This is a genomic window from Dethiothermospora halolimnae (assembly GCF_037577855.1).
In the GTDB taxonomy this organism is placed as follows: Bacteria; Bacillota; Clostridia; order Tissierellales; family VENL01; genus Dethiothermospora; species Dethiothermospora halolimnae.
Genome location: NZ_JBAKFX010000014.1, coordinates 1 through 19148 on the forward strand (window position 1 = coordinate 1; position 19148 = coordinate 19148).

At 30.5% G+C, this 19148-nt stretch carries 18 protein-coding genes; 14 read left to right on the forward strand and 4 right to left on the reverse strand.

Annotated features, from left to right (window positions below):
• Nucleotides 1–137: 137 nt before the first annotated feature.
• Nucleotides 138–1598, reverse strand: a complete 1461-nt coding sequence (locus V6137_RS07600; RefSeq protein ID WP_425447305.1) for a PH domain-containing protein — start codon at nucleotides 1596–1598, stop codon at nucleotides 138–140.
• The gene (locus tag V6137_RS07605; protein ID WP_425447306.1) at nucleotides 1582–2055 is read right to left on the reverse strand and encodes a PH domain-containing protein; all 474 of its coding nucleotides are present in this window, start codon (nucleotides 2053–2055) and stop codon (nucleotides 1582–1584) included. The genes V6137_RS07600 and V6137_RS07605 overlap by 17 nt, the downstream gene beginning before the upstream one ends.
• Before the next feature lie 425 nt (nucleotides 2056–2480).
• On the opposite strand from V6137_RS07605, the gene frlB reads away from it, so the two are divergent.
• The 7 genes from frlB (at nucleotide 2481) to rlmD (ending at nucleotide 10625) form a co-directional block, all read left to right on the forward strand.
• The gene (gene frlB / locus V6137_RS07610; RefSeq protein WP_425447307.1) at nucleotides 2481–3506 is read left to right on the forward strand and encodes a fructoselysine 6-phosphate deglycase; all 1026 of its coding nucleotides are present in this window, start codon (nucleotides 2481–2483) and stop codon (nucleotides 3504–3506) included.
• A 26-nt stretch (nucleotides 3507–3532) separates the two neighbouring features.
• Nucleotides 3533–4354: a fructoselysine 3-epimerase gene (gene frlC, locus V6137_RS07615; protein WP_425447308.1), complete on the forward strand. Its 822-nt coding sequence runs from the start codon at nucleotides 3533–3535 to the stop codon at nucleotides 4352–4354.
• A 62-nt stretch (nucleotides 4355–4416) separates the two neighbouring features.
• The gene (locus tag V6137_RS07620; protein WP_425447309.1) at nucleotides 4417–5778 is read left to right on the forward strand and encodes an amino acid permease; all 1362 of its coding nucleotides are present in this window, start codon (nucleotides 4417–4419) and stop codon (nucleotides 5776–5778) included.
• A gap of 138 nt (nucleotides 5779–5916) precedes the next feature.
• Nucleotides 5917–6642: a GntR family transcriptional regulator gene (locus V6137_RS07625; protein ID WP_425447310.1), complete on the forward strand. Its 726-nt coding sequence runs from the start codon at nucleotides 5917–5919 to the stop codon at nucleotides 6640–6642.
• Nucleotides 6643–6648: 6 nt separating this feature from the next.
• Nucleotides 6649–7440 carry a fructoselysine 6-kinase gene (frlD, locus tag V6137_RS07630; protein WP_425447311.1) on the forward strand — a complete coding sequence of 264 codons (792 nt, stop codon included), beginning with the start codon at nucleotides 6649–6651 and terminating at the stop codon, nucleotides 7438–7440.
• 37 nt (nucleotides 7441–7477) lie between these two features.
• Nucleotides 7478–8209: a GntR family transcriptional regulator gene (locus V6137_RS07635; RefSeq protein ID WP_425447312.1), complete on the forward strand. Its 732-nt coding sequence runs from the start codon at nucleotides 7478–7480 to the stop codon at nucleotides 8207–8209.
• Between the two features lie 1015 nt (nucleotides 8210–9224).
• Entirely contained in the window at nucleotides 9225–10625 is a 1401-nt protein-coding gene (rlmD, locus tag V6137_RS07640) for a 23S rRNA (uracil(1939)-C(5))-methyltransferase RlmD (protein ID WP_425447313.1), read from the forward strand.
• A gap of 71 nt (nucleotides 10626–10696) precedes the next feature.
• On the opposite strand, the gene V6137_RS07645 is transcribed toward rlmD, so the two are convergent.
• Together V6137_RS07645 and V6137_RS07650 are read right to left on the reverse strand one after the other, a co-directional pair.
• Nucleotides 10697–11572, reverse strand: a complete 876-nt coding sequence (locus tag V6137_RS07645; RefSeq protein ID WP_425447314.1) for a B12-binding domain-containing radical SAM protein — start codon at nucleotides 11570–11572, stop codon at nucleotides 10697–10699.
• Nucleotides 11573–11587: 15 nt separating this feature from the next.
• Complete coding sequence (locus V6137_RS07650) at nucleotides 11588–12589, reverse strand: YhdH/YhfP family quinone oxidoreductase (protein WP_425447315.1); 1002 nt, start codon at nucleotides 12587–12589, stop codon at nucleotides 11588–11590.
• A gap of 158 nt (nucleotides 12590–12747) precedes the next feature.
• Here V6137_RS07650 and V6137_RS07655 point away from each other — a divergent pair, with 158 nt between their 5' ends.
• The 7 genes from V6137_RS07655 to V6137_RS07685 all read left to right on the forward strand — a co-directional run bounded on the left by V6137_RS07655 (nucleotide 12748) and on the right by V6137_RS07685 (nucleotide 18960).
• Nucleotides 12748–13182, forward strand: coding sequence for a MarR family winged helix-turn-helix transcriptional regulator (locus V6137_RS07655; protein WP_425447316.1), 435 nt, complete (start codon nucleotides 12748–12750; stop codon nucleotides 13180–13182).
• Nucleotides 13183–13438: 256 nt separating this feature from the next.
• Nucleotides 13439–13714 (forward strand): CD3324 family protein, encoded by a 276-nt coding sequence (locus V6137_RS07660; protein ID WP_425447317.1) that lies wholly within the window; start codon nucleotides 13439–13441, stop codon nucleotides 13712–13714.
• Complete coding sequence (locus V6137_RS07665) at nucleotides 13695–13820, forward strand: hypothetical protein (RefSeq protein ID WP_425447318.1); 126 nt, start codon at nucleotides 13695–13697, stop codon at nucleotides 13818–13820. The genes V6137_RS07660 and V6137_RS07665 overlap by 20 nt, the downstream gene beginning before the upstream one ends.
• A gap of 356 nt (nucleotides 13821–14176) precedes the next feature.
• Entirely contained in the window at nucleotides 14177–14398 is a 222-nt protein-coding gene (locus V6137_RS07670) for a hypothetical protein (protein ID WP_425447319.1), read from the forward strand.
• Nucleotides 14399–14623: 225 nt separating this feature from the next.
• On the forward strand, nucleotides 14624–15466 hold the full coding sequence (locus V6137_RS07675) for a hypothetical protein (RefSeq protein WP_425447320.1): 843 nt from the start codon (nucleotides 14624–14626) through the stop codon (nucleotides 15464–15466).
• Between the two features lie 712 nt (nucleotides 15467–16178).
• Nucleotides 16179–16304 carry a hypothetical protein gene (locus V6137_RS07680; RefSeq protein ID WP_425447321.1) on the forward strand — a complete coding sequence of 42 codons (126 nt, stop codon included), beginning with the start codon at nucleotides 16179–16181 and terminating at the stop codon, nucleotides 16302–16304.
• Nucleotides 16305–16524: 220 nt separating this feature from the next.
• Entirely contained in the window at nucleotides 16525–18960 is a 2436-nt protein-coding gene (locus V6137_RS07685; protein ID WP_425447322.1) for a PEP/pyruvate-binding domain-containing protein, read from the forward strand.
• Nucleotides 18961–19148 lie beyond the last annotated feature (188 nt).

The following is a 19148-nucleotide window of genomic DNA, read 5'->3' on the forward strand; positions in this document are numbered from 1 at the left end:
GGCTTTACAAGTTTATCTTCACAGTATGAAAAATTCAGATTGTCTTAGTGAACCGCCGTATACCGAACGGTACGTACGGTGGTGTGAGAGGCCGGTAGATAAATTAATTATCTACCTCCTACTCTATAATATTAGAGCTAAAAAATACCATATCTAAAGGTATCCATTAATTCCCCACTTAAGTTTCGAACCTTTATATTTGTACCTAAATTATTTCCCTGAATAGAAACCATATAGTTAAATAATTGGGCTCTTTTTTGAAAATAATTTTGACTTATTTTGATAGATTGTATTCTTTTAATAGGTATTATAGAAATCTGTTTCTTAAAGCCCTTTGAACTTATGTAAATAAGTGTTTTATTTTTTGCTATACCGGAATTTTTATATTCCTTAAACCCTTTTAATATAAAAATAGGAATTAACAAAAGGCTAAAGTATCCATAGTTGAAATTAATGGTTAAAATTATTGTAGGAATAGCAGAAAAAAGAAGGTTTCTTAGTATAAATCTTTTCAAAGATCTAGTTGGGACCTTAATAATAGTATCTTCAAAATAAAATTCTGGTAAAAACTTTTTTATAATAAATTGCTGTTTTTTTAAGTTGGCTATGGGAAACAATATAGAATTTTCTCCAGCTTCATCTCCATACCCCACACTTTCTATCTTCATTTCTCCAAATCCTGTCAATTGTCTTAATGAATTTTGTTTTATATAAATAGCACTTATCTTGCTAACAGTAATGGAATAATTTTTCTTTTCAAATAAACCATAACTTATAATTATGTTTTTACCTTCCCTTTTAAGAATAAATCCATAAAATTTTATAAAAGTTTTAAGTATGGCTACTACAAAAGAAAAAATTAAGTATAAGAACAATATACTAACTATAAAAAATATGGCCTTTTGTAGTGACATTGTATTTGAATATATTCCTTCAACATACTTTGCAATATTATTAATTATATCCACAATAATATTATTAAAGTAATCATCTAATAGTCTATAGGTGGCAAAAATAATGGCTATTCCTGAAAACCAAGCTCCCTTTGTTAAGGCAGTAGTGATTAATTCTTTATTACTGATTCTTAATTCATTTTCAGAGTTATAACTTAGTTTATTAGTTTTATTTAAGGTATTATCATCCTTTTCTAACTTTGAAATTCTGTCTTTAAATAATTGGGCTTTTGATTTTTCCATAATTATACTTATTTCTGACCCAGTGGTACTACTATTTCCAGTATCTATTTTAATAGAAGCTAGACTAAATAGTCTTTGCTTTATAGTTTGGGAAATATTTATAGTTTGAATTTTATTAAAGGGGATTTCCCTATGTTTAGATATAAAGATACCCTCATCTAAAATGACTTTTTTAGAATCAATAGAATATTTTTTGTTAAACCATTTTATTATAGAAAAAGTGAATGATAAGATGATAAGTCCAATAAAAACACTTGCTTTGATCAAAATATTTTTCAAACTAAAAAAACTTTGGGAGAATTGAGAAATCATAACTAAAATTAATGGCAAAAGACTTTTGAAAAATATAGATAAAGCTTGATCGATTGCTGATAAAAAATGTTCTCTATTGTATGTCTTCATTTTCATTCACCTTTAAAATTAATTTATTTAAATTTTCTGCTATTACTTCTGCCTTACTTATTGGGATATCTTCTATTGTATGGGTCATACCAGCGGTATAGATCTTTACAGAAGAAAACTTAAAGAGTTTCTGTAACGGTCCTTGGCTTAGATCTAAATGCTGAATCCTTGATATAGGTATAATAGATTTTTTCGTATAATAAATGCCGTGATTATACTCTACTTTTTCTTCTGTTATGCAATAACTCCATTGATTATATTCAATAAATGGATGAATTAGTGTGATAAAGAAACTAAAGATACCTGTTATAATTAAAGGCCAATATCCTACATAAGACTTTAAAAAATAGTATATAACATAGGCTATAGCCATTGTTATTATGGAAAATACAGCACCGGATATTATCCAAAGAATTCTAGCTTTAGGATGGGGTTTTTCGTAATGATTTTTTTCCATAGATACACCTCCACTCCCTATTATTATACCACTAGTTGGATATGGTGGTAAATATTAAAGTAGATTTTAATTATACTGGTGTAATATGAAAATAAAGTTATATGCACTTATATAGATTTAACATTAAAGCTATTGGTATAAAATAATTATAAACACATGTAGTTGATTAAAAGGTGTAAGTATTTGAGGTGAGTATAATAATATTGATTTTAAGTTTTATTATACTAGGGAAAAAAGAACATACAACAGATATAAAAACAATGTTGACAAAATATTCCTTGGTTGATATACTGAAATTGGTATAAAAATAGTTTTAACATGTATAACTTATGAAAAAAAAGGAGGGAGCATAGAGAACTAAGGTAATAGATTACATAGAAATGATATCATTAAAAATAATATTAATAATTTGGAGGGATAAAGTTATGTTAGATATTGATAAGAGTACCGTTGATTTTTTAGTAACAGAAAATATGGTTGACGAGGTAAAAGCATTGATGGAGGATGGTTTTCCTCAGTTAGATAAAGTAATCGATAAGATGATTGAAAGGAAAATAGAGAGGGTTTACTTCGTGGCTTGTGGATCACCCTTATGTGCTTGTAAAACTGCAAAAATGCTATTTGACAAATACTCTGATATTCCCAGTGAAGCCTATAGTGGATTTGATTTTTTAGACCATACTCCATATAAGTTAGACAGTAAAACTATGGTGATAGGTGTTTCAGATTCTGGTAAAACTGAAGAAGTGGTAAAGGCCGTTGCCCATGGGAGGAAAGAGGGAGCTTTGACCTTAGGAGTAACTTGTAAACCCAGTGGCTCTGGTTTAACAGAAGCAGCAGAATATGTAATAGGGTATGGTGGAGAAACTATTTGGCATATGCATTTACTTGTTAATTATTATATTGCAGCAAGGTATATCAATTCCCAAAAGGAGCATCCTGAATTAGTAAAGATTTTAGAGGATATGAGTAAGCTACCCAGTATATTAGAAGACCTTGTGGTTTCTTCAGAAGAGAAGTCAAAGGAGTTAGGAATTAAAGCTAGTAAATGGGAGTTTATATATACAGTAGGAGCAGGTCCCCTTTTACCTTTAGCATATAAAGAGGGGATAATCACTATGCTGGAATTTACCCGCACCCATGGTAGTATGTTAAATGCTGCTGAATTTAGACATGGGCCACTGGAGGTTGTAGAAGAAGGGGTATCCTATGTATTTATCCTGGGAAATGATGAATCAAGACATACTGTAGAAAGAAATATCAAGTTTGTAAGGAAGTTTACAGATAATGTTATTGTCTTTGATATTAAGGATTATAATGACCAATTACATCCAATGTTAACACCTATGGTGCTATTTGTGCCCTTAGAGTACTTCTATTATTATCTTTCAATTAGTAAAGATCATAATCCAGATGACAGACGTTATTATGGAGGGTTAGTAGAATACTAATTTTTATAAAGAGGGGGGAATTAGTTATGGAAATTGGGATGTTTACATCAGGCTATCAGCGGAACTCTTTAAAAGAAGTTTTTAAAGATGGGAAACGTTTTGGTTATGATTTTATAGAGCTGTGGGGAGCTAGGCCCCATGGTTATCCATTTGATTTAAAAGATGGTAGTATAGACGAAATAAAAGAGCTGATTCAACGTTATGAAATACCTATAAAAGGATATACACCTGAGATGAATGCGTATCCATACAATATGATGATTGGAACAGAATCAATGAGAAAGGATTCTATAGACTATATAAAATTATCTATGGATATGGCCAAGGAATTAGGAGCAGAATTTACATTGATCTCAGCTGGACACGCAGGTTATAAAGCAACTACTAAAGAGATCTGGGACAGACTTATAAAGTGTATAAAGGAGATAGCTGACTATGCTGAAAAAATTCAGCATACAGTAGTCTTAGAACCTCTGACTCCATATGAGTCAAATGTAGTAACGACGGCCAATGACTTAGCCCAAGTATTTAGAATGGTTTCATCCCCTTATCTAGTAGGAATGTGTGATGTTGTAGCACCATATGTACAATATGAAAGTATCATGACATATTTCGATAAATTAGGAGATAAGATGTATCATATGCACATTGTTGACAGTGATGGCTCAAGTGATAATCATATTATGCCTAAAGAAGGGAAGATGCCTTTAAAGGAGTTGATTATGGAGCTAAAAGAAATTAATTATGATAAGACCATGACCATAGAACTAGTTACAAGTTATATTAATGAGCCTAGCCTTTATAGTCGCAGAGCAATTACTAATTTGAAGTCTCTTTTAACAGATTAAAGCTGTAGGTTTATAAGTATATATTCTACTTAGGGGATTATAAGTATTAAGGGGGAAATATTATGTTAAAAAAAGATGGTGTTAATAGCACCCTTGATTCTACACAGATTGAAATGAAGCGAAAGCTTGGTTTAGTAGCAGCCGTAGCTATAAGTGTAGGTACTACAGTAGGTTCAGGTATTTTCTCATCAGTTGGAGAGGTAGCAGGGGCTGGAGGGAGTGCTCTAGTGGCTATATTTGCATTTTTAATTGGCGGTCTTATTAATGTGCCAGCAAATCTTGTTTATGCAGAGCTTGCCACCGCCTATCCTGAAGATGGAGGACAATATATATACTTTAGAGAGGCTGGTCTAAGGCCTTTAGCATTTTTTTCTGGCTGGATTAGTTTTTGGGCAACAGATCCACCATCTATATCTATTATGGCTTTGGCTATTGCCAACTATCTTGCATTCTTCACAGGATTTTCAGGTATAGTTGTTAAGTTAGTTGCTACTGGATTGGTTATTGTTTTTATGATGATACATCTTCGTTCAGTGGAAGGTGGAGGTAAATTTCAATCATTTATTACTATATTTAAGATTTTACCCTTTGCAATATTAATTGGAATAGGTTTATTTTATATGGATCTTGATTTAATAAGTCAACCGCCAATGGAAAGTGCTCCAGTTGGAATATTAGCTTTATTTGCAGCTATTTCAGCTACAACTTGGTCCTATGATGGTATGGGGGCTGTTTGTTATATGGCAGGGGAAATAAAGGAACCAGAAAAAAACATGCCAAGGGCATTGATTATAAGTGTACTATTGATAACGGTATTATATGTTGCATTAACAGCTGTAATAACAGGCTTACTCCCCATTGGAGAACTGGCGGCTTCCGAGGCTCCAGTGGCTGATGCCGCTGCTCAAATTCCCATTATTGGTAGTGCTGCTGGCAAGGTAATAGCTGTAATGGCCATAATTGTAATAACAGGTTCTCTTTCAAGCTGTATAATGTTTCAACCTCGTATTGAATATGCAATGGCTAGAGATGGACTGTTTTTCAAATCTTTCGGTAAAGTTCATCCCAAATGGGAGACCCCCTATTTCTCCATTTTAGTTCAATGCGCTTTGGCTATAGTATTAATTTTTGCATCCAATATTTCTGATTTATTGGGATATTTTACTTTAGTAGCATTAGTTAAAAATTTCCTAACCTTTGGTACAGTATTTATATTGCGTAAGAAAAAAGGATACAACCCAATATGGAAGATGCCGGCTTGGAGACTCATGGCAATAATAGCTATGTTTATGACATTTATATTAATAGCATCTACTTTTATGTGGGCACCAGTTAAAGGTATTATTGCAGCAATAGTTATTATAGCCACAGGACTACCAGCATATTATTACTGGATAAATAAGAATAACAAGGTTAAAGAATAATACAAAAAGTAAAATCTATGCCCTCTATTAAAAAACTAGAATAAATGGAGGGCCTTTTTCATAAAAAGCTGTCAAAGGCAATCTGAAGAAGTATGGTATAATTAAGATATATTACAAATAAAAGGAGGTACTTTGGCAGTGAACCCTAAAAGACGCTCTAGAGACGAAGCAAAAGAAATGATAGAATATTACATTATAAAAAACAAATTAGAACCCCATAGCAAACTACCATCTGAGAGGGCAATGTGTAATAAATGGGGTTTTAATAGAACTACCTTAAGATTTGCTATAAAAAGGTTAGTTATTGAAGGGAAATTATATCAGATAAAGGGGTCTGGTACTTACATAAAAGAACCTAAGTTGATTAGAAATCTTCAGGATTTAAAGGCATTGTCTGAAATAGCCAAGGATAAAGGACTAAAGTTAACCAGTAAGGTAGTATCCTTTGATATAATTGAAGGTTATAAAGAAGTAGTACAAAAATTGCACCTTGTTCTGGGGCATAAGATATATGTGTTAACCCGTATTCGATACATTGAAAATGAGCCAACGGCTATTGAAATGTCATTTCTTGATTATGAACGGTTTAAAGGTTTGGATAAATATGACTTTTCTAAGGCCTCCCTTTATTCCATAATAGAAGATAAATATAATGTAACTATAGAAAGGGGTAAGGAAAAAGTAGGTATTTCCTATGCTACAGATCATGAATCTCAATTATTAAATATAAAAAAAAATCAAGGAGTATTTTATTTATCGGGAGTTATTTATGATAATTATGATACTCCAGTAGAGTATATAAAGTCTATAATAAGACCAGATAAAATAGGTTTTTCAAGTATATTAAGACGGGAGAAAGGGTGATTAATCGTGAAAATTGCTGCTGTAGGGGATAATTGTATAGATCTATATGAAAATTTAAACCAAGGTTTTCCAGGGGGGAATCCTGTAAATGTGGCTGTATACTTTTCTAGATTGGGAGGTCAAGCTTCATATATAGGAGCAGTGGGAGATGATAAATATGGGGAGCTTATGATAAATTCCCTTAAACAAAAAAATGTGGATACTTCTAGTATTAAAATTTTATCAGGACAAACTGCTATTACCCATGTAGAGTTAATAAATGGTGATAGGGTATTTGGTGAATATGAAGAAGGTGTTATGGGAGATTTTAAACTTAATGACAAAGATATTGAATTTTTAGCACAGCATGATATGATGGTATCGGGTATATGGGGAAAAATAGAAAATGATCTTGAAAAAATCAAAAAAAGGAAAGTTCCCATAGCATTTGATTTTGCTACTAAATTAGATAGTCCTGTTGTTGAAAAAGCAATCCATAATGTAGACTATGCTTTTTTTGCCTATGACAATGATGATGATTTTATAAGGGATTATATGAAAAAAACATATACAAAGGGGCCTAAACTTGTAACTGTAACCCTTGGGGACAAGGGAAGTATCTGTTATGATGGTAATGAGTTTATCAAATATGAAATAATACCTTGTGAGGTAGTAGATACCATGGGTGCAGGAGATTCCTATATAGCTGGATTCTTAATGGGGATTTTAAAGGGCAAAAAAATAAAGGAATGTATGCACATAGGTGCAGAGAATGCTAGCATTACTTTACAATATTATGGAGCATGGAAAATAGATTAATTAATGTTATGCTTTGTAGTTTTAGGAGGTGATTTTTTTGACTTCAGGAAAAATTAGTTATAAGTCTCCTGTATATCTTCAGTTACGGGAAGTCATTAGAAATAAGATAGAAGATGGTGAATATTTACCGGGGACTGCTATTCCATCTGAAAATGAACTGGTAGAAACCTATAGAATAAATCGAATGACAGTACGTAGTGGTATTGATGCTTTAGTAAGTGAGGGTTTATTAAAACGTGTTCAGGGAAAAGGGGTATATGTTTCAGGGCCTAAGGTGGAAAGAGATTTAGAGGTTTTAGGTGGATTTACCCAAACTATGAAAAAAAGAAACATTAATCCTAATACTAAAGTCTTAGAAAAGAGCCTTCGCAAAGCCGGGGAAAAATATTCTTTAATCTTTGATATAGATAAAGGGGACGAAATTTACTATATAAAACGAATTTGTTCGGGAGAAAAAGAACCTATTTCAATAGATGAGATATTTATACCTAAATATGTTATACCTAAATTAAAGGGTATTGATTTAAACGTGTTCTCCATTTATGAAGTCTATGACCTATATAATATCAATCTTGTATGGGCATATCAGACATTAGACATTATTACATTGGACCCTAGAGATGCAAGGATGCTAGGAATAGAGGAAGATTCTCCAGTAATGTTATTTGAATGTACCAGTTATGATGATAATGACAAAGTAATTGAGTTTAGCCGAACCTATACCCGGGGAGACAAGTGTAACTTTAATGTTCAGTTTAATAGAGATTAGGATTTTATAATAAGGTAACCTAATTTTATATGAACTATTTGACTTACATGCTAATGCCAGGGGACTAAAATGTAATGATATAAATGAGGTTCATACTATATTTGCGTTAGAATGTGGTATAACACCGTTTGATGGAGATATAATAGTATCAAAATTTCTATGATTAAAAATAGGAAAAGATAACTGTAAAATATATTTGAAATTTTTACAATATAGCCTTAAAAGCTAGAAGATTATGGGAAGGAGTACTAAGAATGAATAGTATAAAGGGGAAGATGGTGTTTAAGTTTTTTTATTTTTAAAGAAAATTTAAACACTTATAAGATCAGATCTTTACTTTTATCAATATTGGGAGTTTGCGTATTAATAGAGATATAGTAACAAAAGCTATTAAAGTAATACTTTAGAAAGATTTTTATAAACCCTTATGTATTTATACATAGGGGTCAAATTTTGATTTTTAAAATGGGTATTGTAGAATAATTTTCATATATAATATAAAATAGTATATATGATTATGTAAGACGATTATAACTTACATACTAGAAAGTAGTAAAAGTTAGTGGGTAAACTGCAAAGACTGTCGATAGATGTTAAAAGAGAAAATGAAGAAAAGAGATAAAGGGAATTATTTCATTTGGATTTCCAAGTAATATTTCAATTGCAAATGTAATTTGTCCTAATAAAAACGAGTTTGAAGACTTTAAAGAAATACAGAAACCTTACCCAGGAGTAAGAGCTTCTGTTAGAATGGTTCCTAGTAAAAAATTGGCCATTGTATGTTTGACTAATTTAAGTGGAACAGATGTAATGGGGATATGCCAGAAAGCTACAGATATATTATTAGACATATAATGTTATTAAAATGTATTTTTACCAATGGATAGAGAAAACAAATATTTATGAAGATGAAATATTGATGTATACTCGATTTCATTATGAGAAAGTATAGAAATATAAAGAATAACAGTATTATAGACTGCAAGATAAATCAAAAAATTAAGGATGATATTTAATGAAAAATTATAAAGGAAAAAATAAAAAACAATGGAATAATCGTAAAAGGAGATCATCAAACAAAAAGAAGAAGGTAAAAGTTGATTGCATAGCTATAGATAAGCAAGGAAAAGGTGTGGCAAAAATCAATGAAGATAATGTCTCTGTGCCTTATTTAATAGAGGGAGAGAAGGCCGTTGTAGAAGTTTCAAAAAAAAGAAATTATATGACTGGAAAAGTAAAAAATATTGAGAAAAAATCTGAAGATAGAGAAGTACCAAAGTGTCCCCATTATTATCAATGTGGGGGTTGTCAATTACAACATATGAAATACGAAGCACAAGCTAAATTTAAAGAAAAAACCGTAAAAGGGCTATTGGGTAAGTATGGTAAAATAAATGAAGTTATTACTATGGATGAACCTTATGATTACCGTAATAAAATTCACTCTACCTTTAGTGCTGGAAAAAAAGGAAAAGTCATATCTGGAATATATGAGCAATATAGCCATAAAGTTGTGCCTATAGATAGATGTATTATTCAAGATCCTCGTGCTGATAATATTATTGCTACTGTTCGTAAATTAATGGAATCATTTAAATTCAAACCATTTGATGAAGATTCCGGTAGAGGATTTATGAGACATATATTAATAAAAACAGGAAATACTAGCGGTGAAATAATGGTGGTTTTGGTTGTTGCATCTAAAATGTTTCCTTCAAGAAAAAATTTTATTAAGGCATTACTTAAAAAACACCCTGAAATCACAACGATTGTAATGAACATAAATAATCGAAGAACTAGTGCAGTTCTTGGTAATAATGAGAGGGTACTATATGGAAAAGGTTACATTGAAGATACACTGTGTGGTTGTGTTTTTCAGATTTCACCAAAGTCATTTTATCAAGTAAATCCCATTCAAACAGAAAAACTATACAGTAAAGCTATTGAAATGGCAAAACTTGATAAAAGGGATATAGTGCTTGATGCATATTGTGGCATTGGTACTATAGCATTAATATTAAGTAGTAATGTGAAAAAAGTTATTGGAGTAGAACTTAATAATGATGCCGTAAAAGATGCAATAAGAAACTCTAAAAGAAATAATATTAAAAACGCACACTTTTATCAAGGGGATGCAGGAGATTTTATGGTCCAAATGGCAGAAAGAAAAGAACCAGTTGATACAGTTTTTATGGACCCACCTCGAAGTGGAAGCGATGAGAAGTTTCTAAGTTCAATAGTTAAGCTTAGTCCTAAAAAAGTGATATATATATCCTGCAATCCAGTGACACAGGAAAGAGACTTAAAATATTTGACTAAACATGGGTACAATGTTAAAGAAATACAGCCAGTAGATATGTTTCCTCATACATATCATGTGGAAACGGTTGTATCTATGGTTCGTAAAGGTAAATAGAGGCATAAATGAAACCAAGTATGGAGGAGTGCTCCTTTATACTTGGTTTTTTAAGTATATAAACTTAAATTTTAAAGTGTCCCTGCATTTGGGGATCTAAAACTTGATATATCTAAAGAAAGCTTATTGTCTAGCTCTTTTAATATTTTATCTTTATCTTCTGGAAATTTTCCATTAACATTACAGTAGTTTGATGTATGGTCACTTAGAAAATAGCTATCTATATTATCTAAACTTTCAACAAAAAGCTTAGTTTCCTTTAAAGCATCATGGGGATTTAGTAACCTAAACTTATTTTTCGTGTATAGCTTATATAAAGGTGTATTTTTAAATGGTATAAGGGTTCTTAATCTAATAAAATCTGGATTTATTTTACTTATTAACTTCCCACTATTAACTGCATGCTGATTAGATAGGTCATATCCTCCTAATCCAACAATATAATATAAACTTAATTCAATATTAGATTTTTTTATTAAAGTGGCAGCTTTAAGCATTTCATCCTGGGTAAAGCCCTTGTTCATTAATTTTAAAACGTTATCATCACCAGACTCCATGCCACAATGGATTCTGGATAATCCAGCTTTTTTAAGTTTTAAAAATTCCTCTAAGGTTTTTAAGTTTATATATTGAGCCGAACCATACATGGTAACCCTTTTTAAATTTGGAAAAAGCTTATAACAGTGACGGAGAAGTGTCAACAAATTCTTTGTCTTCATTAGAATAGTATTTCCATCACTAAAGAAAATCTTCTCAACATTTTCTCCAAACCTTAACTGTGCCATATCTAGGTCATTAATTATATCTGCTACGGGTCTTATTTTGAACTTACGGTCGCTATACATATTACAAAAACTACATCTATTATGAGGGCAACCTATGGTAGCCTGTATGACTAAACTATCAAATTCACTGGGAGGACGATAAATAACCCCTTCATATCTCATAGAAATACTTCCTAGTTATAATTCAAGATTAACTATGGTTCTACCTTTGTGTTGACCATCTAACATCATATCTATTTTTTTACTTAACTTTTCTAAAGAAACTTCATCTACATTATCATTTAAATTGCTAAGTTTCCAATCGGAAGATAATTTATCCCAAATTTCAAGACGAGTATCCATAGGACACTGTACAGAGTCTATTCCAAATAAAGTTACACCTCTTAATATAAAGGGATATACTGATGTTAAGAATTCATGGGATGCCACATTGCCACAACAAGTTACAGAGCCACCATAGTTAGTGGATTTAATTGCAGTAGCCAACATGTTTCCCCCAACTGTATCTATAGCTCCAGCCCAGTTCCCTTTTAAAAGGGGTTTTCCTGAGTCATCATCTACTTTTCTTCTATCAATAATATCCTTTGCTCCAAGGGCCAATAGCATTTCTTTTTCATTGGATTTTCCCGTTGCAGCTATAACATCATATCCTATTTTACTTAAGATGGAAATAGCAGTACTGCCTACCCCTCCAGTAGCTCCAGTTACTAATATGTCTCCATCATTAGGAGTTACACCAGACTTTACCAGTTTATAAACAGATAATGCAGCAGTAAATCCAGCAGTTCCATAAATCATACTCTCCCTTAAGGAAAGATTTTTAGGAAGCTTGACTACCCACTCCCTAGGCACCCTAATGTATTCCCCATAACCACCTGAAGTATTCATTCCTAAATCGTAACCTGTTATAATAACTTTATTTCCAGCTTTTAAATTACTATCATTACTCTCTACTACAACTCCAGCTGCATCTACTCCTGGAGTATGGGGATAGTTTTTTGTCACTCCTCTATTTCCTATAGAAGAGAGGGCATCTTTATAATTTAGAGAAGAATATTTTACATTTATAAGTACATCTCCTTTGGGAAGATCATTAATTTGTCTTGTTACAATTTCTTTTTTAAACTTTTGTTCTTCTGTTTCTGATACTAACATTGCTTTAAATTTTTTATTGGTCACTGTAAAAACTCCTTTCACGAAAAAAAGTTTGATATAAAACTAATTGTAGCAAAAATATAGTTTTAGGTCAAACTATATCATCACTAATTGATTAATAGTTTGTATAATAATATAATTAATTATGTGAGAAAACTATAAACAAAGACAGGGGTTTTATTATGAATGATAAATATATAGTGTACTTTATAAGCAAAACTAAGAAAAAAATGAATAACTTTATAGAGGGAAAGTTAAAAGAGAAAGCATTGGATGACTTGGTTCCTTCCTATGGGAACATACTTACAGTGTTGTATGACAATGACGGGAAATTGAGTATGAAGGAAATTGGACAATTAATAGGCAAGGATAAATCTACTATTACTGCATTGGTTAATAAATTATCAAAATTAGGATATGTAAAAAAGGAGAAAGGGAAAGAGGATAAAAGAGTAACTTACGTAAAAATAACTGAAAAAGGTAAAGATATAGAAGATAAGTTTAATGATATTTCAAAAGAAGTATACTCAAGGGCATATAAGAATTTCTCAAAAGAAGAAAAAGAGGTATTACTTAGGTTGCTAAAAAAGCTTAATAATAACTTCGACTTAGATTAAAGCTGCATTTTATGTATAAAGAAGGAAAATGAAAAAATATATAGAATATACATTAAAGGTGTATATTAGGAGGTGAAAGAATGTATAACTTAAAGTTTACGTTGAGTTGTCTAAGCTCTAAGCAGAGACTATCTTAATGTTAAGTCTACAACTTTGCTTAGAGGATAGGAAATATATGTAGAGAAAAGGGATTTAACATATAGAAGTCTTTGCCTCTATTCATATTTATATTATGAATTAAAAGGAGCGTATAAAGATGAAATATGTTAAGGCAAAAAATGTTTTACCACAAAATATAATAGAAACTATTCAAAACTATATAGATGGAGAGTATTTATATATCCCTAGGAAAGAAGGTAATGAGAGGGCCTGGGGAGAAAAAAGCGGAGCAAGAAAAAATTTGAAAGCTAGAAACATTGAGATATATAAGAAGTTTACATATGGACTTAGTGTAGATGAGTTATGTAAAGAATATTATCTTTCAGAGAGTAGTATAAGGAGGATAATTAGAAGTGAAAAATCGGTCAGTTAATGATAAAACCAACAGGGCAGTATTCTGTTGGTTTTATTTATATATAGATAAAATTAACTTTTATACAGAACCATTTATGAATGTGAAAAATAAGGTGGACAAATGATATAGTTGTACTGAGTAAGAATAAGAGGGGAAAAATAAAGATAAAAATAATCGATAAAGTTGAGGATGTAATTGACTTTGTATGGGAGCTAAGTAAGAATAATCAAGATGCTAGTTATCTTAGAAGAAAATGAAAAAATCAAAGGTAGAAGATAAAAAAACTATATGCACATCCTTAAAGAGAGGTTGAAAAAACTAATAGATGTGGGAGTTTCATAGTTAACCCTTGATAGAGCTTCTAATACATTGTCAGGGGAGAAGCTCAAAGGATAAGACTTTGCCACTCAACTTGGAAGTGGAATAACAAATAGTCTCTATGTACTTGATGAACCCACAACAGGTCTCCACTTTGAAAATGTGGAAAATTTTATAAAAATACTATATCCTGTAACTAAGGGTGGTAATATAGTACTTGTAATAGAACATAATTTAGATGTAATAAAAAGTACAGACTGGATTATAGATTTAGGTCCAGAAGGGGGAGACGACGGTGGATATATTATGTGTGAAGGAACACCAGAAGAAGTAAAAGAACGTAAGAATTCTGCAACCGGAAAGTTTTTAAAAGAGATTTTATAGGTTTGGTAAGAATATAGAAAAAGGTTTATTATAAAAGCTTCATTATAAAAAATCCTCCTATTGATAGGAGGATTTTTTTATCTTAATATAAACATTAGAATTAATAAAGTGATATGCCAAATGGGACTTTAGTACCATTTTGAAAAGATAACATATTTTTACATAATTTTTATTATTTACAGTGTATTCTATAATAGAAAAATAAAAATATGAGGAGGTTTTTTTATGGAAAAGTTTAAGAACTCAATAATGGCTACAATGTTAGTTTGTTTTTTGTTATTATTCAATGCAATCACTACATTTGCCACCCCTGAGAATGTTAAGGTTATAAAAGGAAGTGGTAACTGGGCAGAGGTTGAGGAAGCAGCTGGAGGACATTATTATGCCTTTTCTGGTTTTGACAGAAGATATTCTAAGATAAGTGCTACTATACAAATTCCTGGACCTGAACACTTAATCCTAGAAGGTAGCCATGGGAAAAGAGCTGCGTATATATCTTTTGGAGTCAAAGGAAATCATGGCATCGATTTTGGATTAACTAGAGCTACAGGAAGTGATGAATATAATAATTGGCATGTATATGCGTATAATACGGTCACCGGTAAGTTTGTAAGGTGGACAGACTATACATACACTGGGTCTGAGGTTATGACATTAGAAACTACCATTGGCGCTGATGGTCAAACAGATGTAGTTCTTACTGTAGGTAATGATAGATTTAATGCTGATGATAAGGGATTACTTACTGATGATTCTTTTATAGAGTGGAGAGGACTTTCTGATAATTTATTTTATAGATTTGTTTCACTTGTTGATGTAAGTGGGTCTGAGAGTATATATGATGGAACAATGCTTAGAGGTGTTGGGTTACAGAATTTATCAATTTACAAACAAAATGTAAATTCTAATGGTTATCCATATGGTTCTCCAATAAAGAAAAGCTGGGGATATAAAGCTTCAACTATCTTAAATGCTTATGAAGTATATCCTGAACAAATAGGTGTTCATAAAGGATCCTTTTCTAGTGAATATATAAACATTAAACATGAAGTAAATCCCGAAGTATAATAATAGTATACTTAGAGGATGAAGATGTCTTGCCTTTTATGGCAAGGCATTTTTACTGTCTAATTAAGTATAACCTATCCAGTCATTATTAAAAAATTACTCTTAGACGGAGGGGATCTTTTAAATAGAAATCAAAAGTGAGAGATTAATATTAAAAAAGTTAAGACATGAAGATTTAGACTTTATTTATAAAATGGTCAGTGAACCGTTAGTGTACCGTTATGAGGCAGATGAAAGACCAAATAAAGAAGACATATATATATAATAGTAAGAAAATATCTTCAATGTAAGAATACTCACATAAATATTTAATTTTTCTTATTCGTATATTTCCTCAAGAAATACCAATAGGGGAAGTATTTAAAGAGAAAACTTCTTTGCATAAATTTAAATAAGGTACATATTAAGAAATTAAAAAATTTTATTATATAATTAATTTTAGCTCAAAATAGAAGACTAAGGGTGAGGGTTATGTAGAATTAACTACAAAGGGTATGAATAGTTAAATTATATTAATACGTCTATATCAATAAAATCTATTAAAGTAATATTTTAGAATAGATTTTTACAAACCTCTATGTATTTATACATAGGGGTTAAACTTTGTCTTTAAAATGGGTTGTTGTGGAAAAATTTTCTTGTATAATATAGAATAGTATATATTATTATATAAAGTGATGATAACTTACATACTAGAAAGGATTGAAAGTTAGTGGGTAAATTGCAAACACTGTTGATAGATGTTGAAGAAGAAAATGGACCGACAGGATATTCTGTTAAATCCAAAGATTGTAAAAAGATTAATGAAGAATTAAAATATAGCTACTCTCTTAATTAGTCAATATATTATATGATAAAAACATGACGTTGTCAACAGCTATTTTAAAAAAGTGTGGAAAATGATAATTATAATAGCTAATACATAGACAACCTATTTCAGAGCTTTTTTTGTTTTTGTAAAGTTCTTAGTGAATCTATATAATAAATGCTATGAATTACCACACTAATAATATAAAGTATTTTTATAGATTTACTAAAGGAAATGGGGGGATTTAACTATGTTATCAATGTTATCAAATTTATGCTTAAGTAATAAAACGGAATATGGTACCAAAGCAAGTGCATTAGGAGAGCTAATGAAAAGAGGAGAAGAAGTTCCAAATGGTTTTGCATTATCTTCAGAGTTTTTTATAGAGTTTCTCCACTATAATAACTTTCAGTATAGTCCTGAAGATTATTTAGCTTATAATGAGGAGATATGTAAAATTATATTAAATGGAGAGTTCTCTTCTGAAATGGAGACAAAACTTCTTAAATTTTTTAAAAATATAAAAAATAAAGAAGTTCAAGGAAAATACGCAGTAAGATCTTCGGCATTACATGAAGATAATGATATGTATAGTATGGCAGGGATGTTTTCATCATTTATAAACTTAAATTCTTTTGAAAAAATTAAAATATCTATAAAGAAGTGTTATGCTTCGTTATTTAGTGACAAAGTTATAGCATATTTGGTAAATAACAATTTAGATTTCAAAGAGTTAAAAATGGGTGTAATAGTACAGCATTTTGTTATAGGTGATTATTCAGGAGTGAATTTTTCAGTAGATACTATTAATATGGATAGAGATATAATGCACATTAATGTTGTAGAGGGATTATGCGATAATTATGTCAGTGGTAGATCAAGTTCAGCTTTTTATAAAATAAATAAAAAAACTGGTGACATATTAGATGAAAGTATTCCAGAAAAGTTTCTTTCTCCATCAAAGGATAGCATAGGTAGGCTATATAAAGTAACTTTAAAAATAGAAAAAATCTTTGGCAAATATCAAGATATAGAATGGACTATTAGAGATAACAAGATTTATATACTTCAAGCTAGACCTATTACAACCTTTAAAACTAAATCTTTTAAAGTAATGTGGGAAAATGAAGACGAGAGTAAGTACACCTGGTATAGGGAATGTGATAAGCCCTACCAATCTTTAATTAATGAACTAAACTTAATACAAGGTGAGGCTTTAAATAAAGGGTTTTATGCTACAGGGTTCCGAGATTTTTATACTGAGTATTGTGTTCAAAATGGCTACTTCTTTTATAGAGATAAAGAAATGATAAATAGTAAGGAGCAAGAACAAAACTTTTTAAAAAAAATAGAAAAATTACACGGTCACTATAAGAATATATTTCAAGATGTTTTATTACCAGAATTATTACTCCTTAAAAAGGATTTAGATAGCTATATATCAAGGGAGTTATCTCCAGAGGAGGTACTAGTATTTTTTGAAAAATCAATAGAATATATGAAATTTTTAGCCTCAAACCATTGTCCAGTTACCCATGGATGTGATTATCTAGATATTTTTATGGAGTACTATAAAAATATAACTGATGATTTCAATGTAGATGATTTTTACGATTTGGTATTTAACATTAGTATACTAAATAAAGAAAGAGAATTATATGCAAAAATGGCTAATGAAATTAACTCAAATCCAATTCTTAATGAAATGTTTAAAGCTTGCCCATATAATGAACTTCTATATGCTAGACTTAAGAAGGTTTTTGAAAGTAAAAAATTACTCCAGTTAATAGAAGAGTATACATCACTATTTGGAATTTGTAATTTAGATAGTGAGGTTAATAGTCCTTATCTAGAGCCTTTATTAATGGAAGCCCCTTTTAAAATAGTAGGACATATACGAGGATTTTTAAATTTTACTAATGAAAATTTTAAAGATTCTATAGATGATTCCATAAAAAATAAGAACAGAATCAAATCTAGTATATTAAGTAAATTAGATAAAGAAAAAGGAAAAGACTTTTTAAAGAAACTTAATTTAGCCCAAAAAGCATATTTAGCAAGGGATAATCATCATTATTACTTTGAACGTATGACAAAATCATATTTACGTCTAGCATTAGTAGAGGTTCAAAAGATATTAATGAAAAATGACAAAATAAGACATAAAGAAGATATATATTTTCTTACTGTCAATGAAATTAAAGATACATTATTAAATGATAGTAATTTTAAAGATATTGTAAATGAAAGAAAAGAGATTTTTAATTATCAAAATAAATTATTTGCACCACCTACTATTGGAAAAGAATATGTTAAAAAAATTAACTCTATAGATGAAAAACAGTTCAAAAGTGGTATAAGGGAACAGACCGTACTTTTAAAGGGGCTTTCGGGATTAAGAAAAAAGATTAAATCAAAGGTTAAATTGGGCATGCCTACCTATTTAGAAGAAGAGTGTATATTAGTAGTACCCTTTACACGCTGTGGAGAACTTGAGCCCATAGTTAACAATGTAAAAGGCATTATTGTAGAGGTGGGTTCTCCCTTTGAACATCTAGGAATTCTTGCTAGAGAAATGAATATACCAGTTATATATAATGTTAAAAATGCAATGAGTATTCTTAAAGAAGGAGATGAAGTGGAGTTAGATGGATTTGTAGGGGAAGTTAAAATAATAAAAAAGTAAATTAAACATTATAAAAAGTTTACATATGGATTTAGTGTAGATGAGCTATGTAAAGAATATTATCTTTCCGAGAGTAGTATAAGGAGGATAATTAGAAGTGAAAAATCGGTCAGTTAATGATAAAACCAACAGGGCAGTATTCTGTTGGTTTTATTTATATACTATACTACTACTATACTAAAGGGGAC

What these genes read in the sequence shown, in the direction of transcription:
- rlmD (WP_425447313.1), top strand. Translation starts at nt 9,225, where the DNA reads ATGAAAAATTATAAAGGAAAAAATAAAAAACAATGGAATAATCGTAAA.
- V6137_RS07620 (WP_425447309.1), top strand. Translation starts at nt 4,417, where the DNA reads ATGTTAAAAAAAGATGGTGTTAATAGCACCCTTGATTCTACACAGATT.
- V6137_RS07660 (WP_425447317.1), top strand. Translation starts at nt 13,439, where the DNA reads ATGAAATATGTTAAGGCAAAAAATGTTTTACCACAAAATATAATAGAA.
- V6137_RS07605 (WP_425447306.1), bottom strand. Translation starts at nt 2,055, where the DNA reads ATGGAAAAAAATCATTACGAAAAACCCCATCCTAAAGCTAGAATTCTT.
- V6137_RS07685 (WP_425447322.1), top strand. Translation starts at nt 16,525, where the DNA reads ATGTTATCAATGTTATCAAATTTATGCTTAAGTAATAAAACGGAATAT.
- frlB (WP_425447307.1), top strand. Translation starts at nt 2,481, where the DNA reads ATGTTAGATATTGATAAGAGTACCGTTGATTTTTTAGTAACAGAAAAT.
- frlC (WP_425447308.1), top strand. Translation starts at nt 3,533, where the DNA reads ATGGAAATTGGGATGTTTACATCAGGCTATCAGCGGAACTCTTTAAAA.
- V6137_RS07655 (WP_425447316.1), top strand. Translation starts at nt 12,748, where the DNA reads ATGAATGATAAATATATAGTGTACTTTATAAGCAAAACTAAGAAAAAA.
- V6137_RS07675 (WP_425447320.1), top strand. Translation starts at nt 14,624, where the DNA reads ATGGAAAAGTTTAAGAACTCAATAATGGCTACAATGTTAGTTTGTTTT.
- V6137_RS07600 (WP_425447305.1), bottom strand. Translation starts at nt 1,598, where the DNA reads ATGAAGACATACAATAGAGAACATTTTTTATCAGCAATCGATCAAGCT.
- V6137_RS07645 (WP_425447314.1), bottom strand. Translation starts at nt 11,572, where the DNA reads ATGAGATATGAAGGGGTTATTTATCGTCCTCCCAGTGAATTTGATAGT.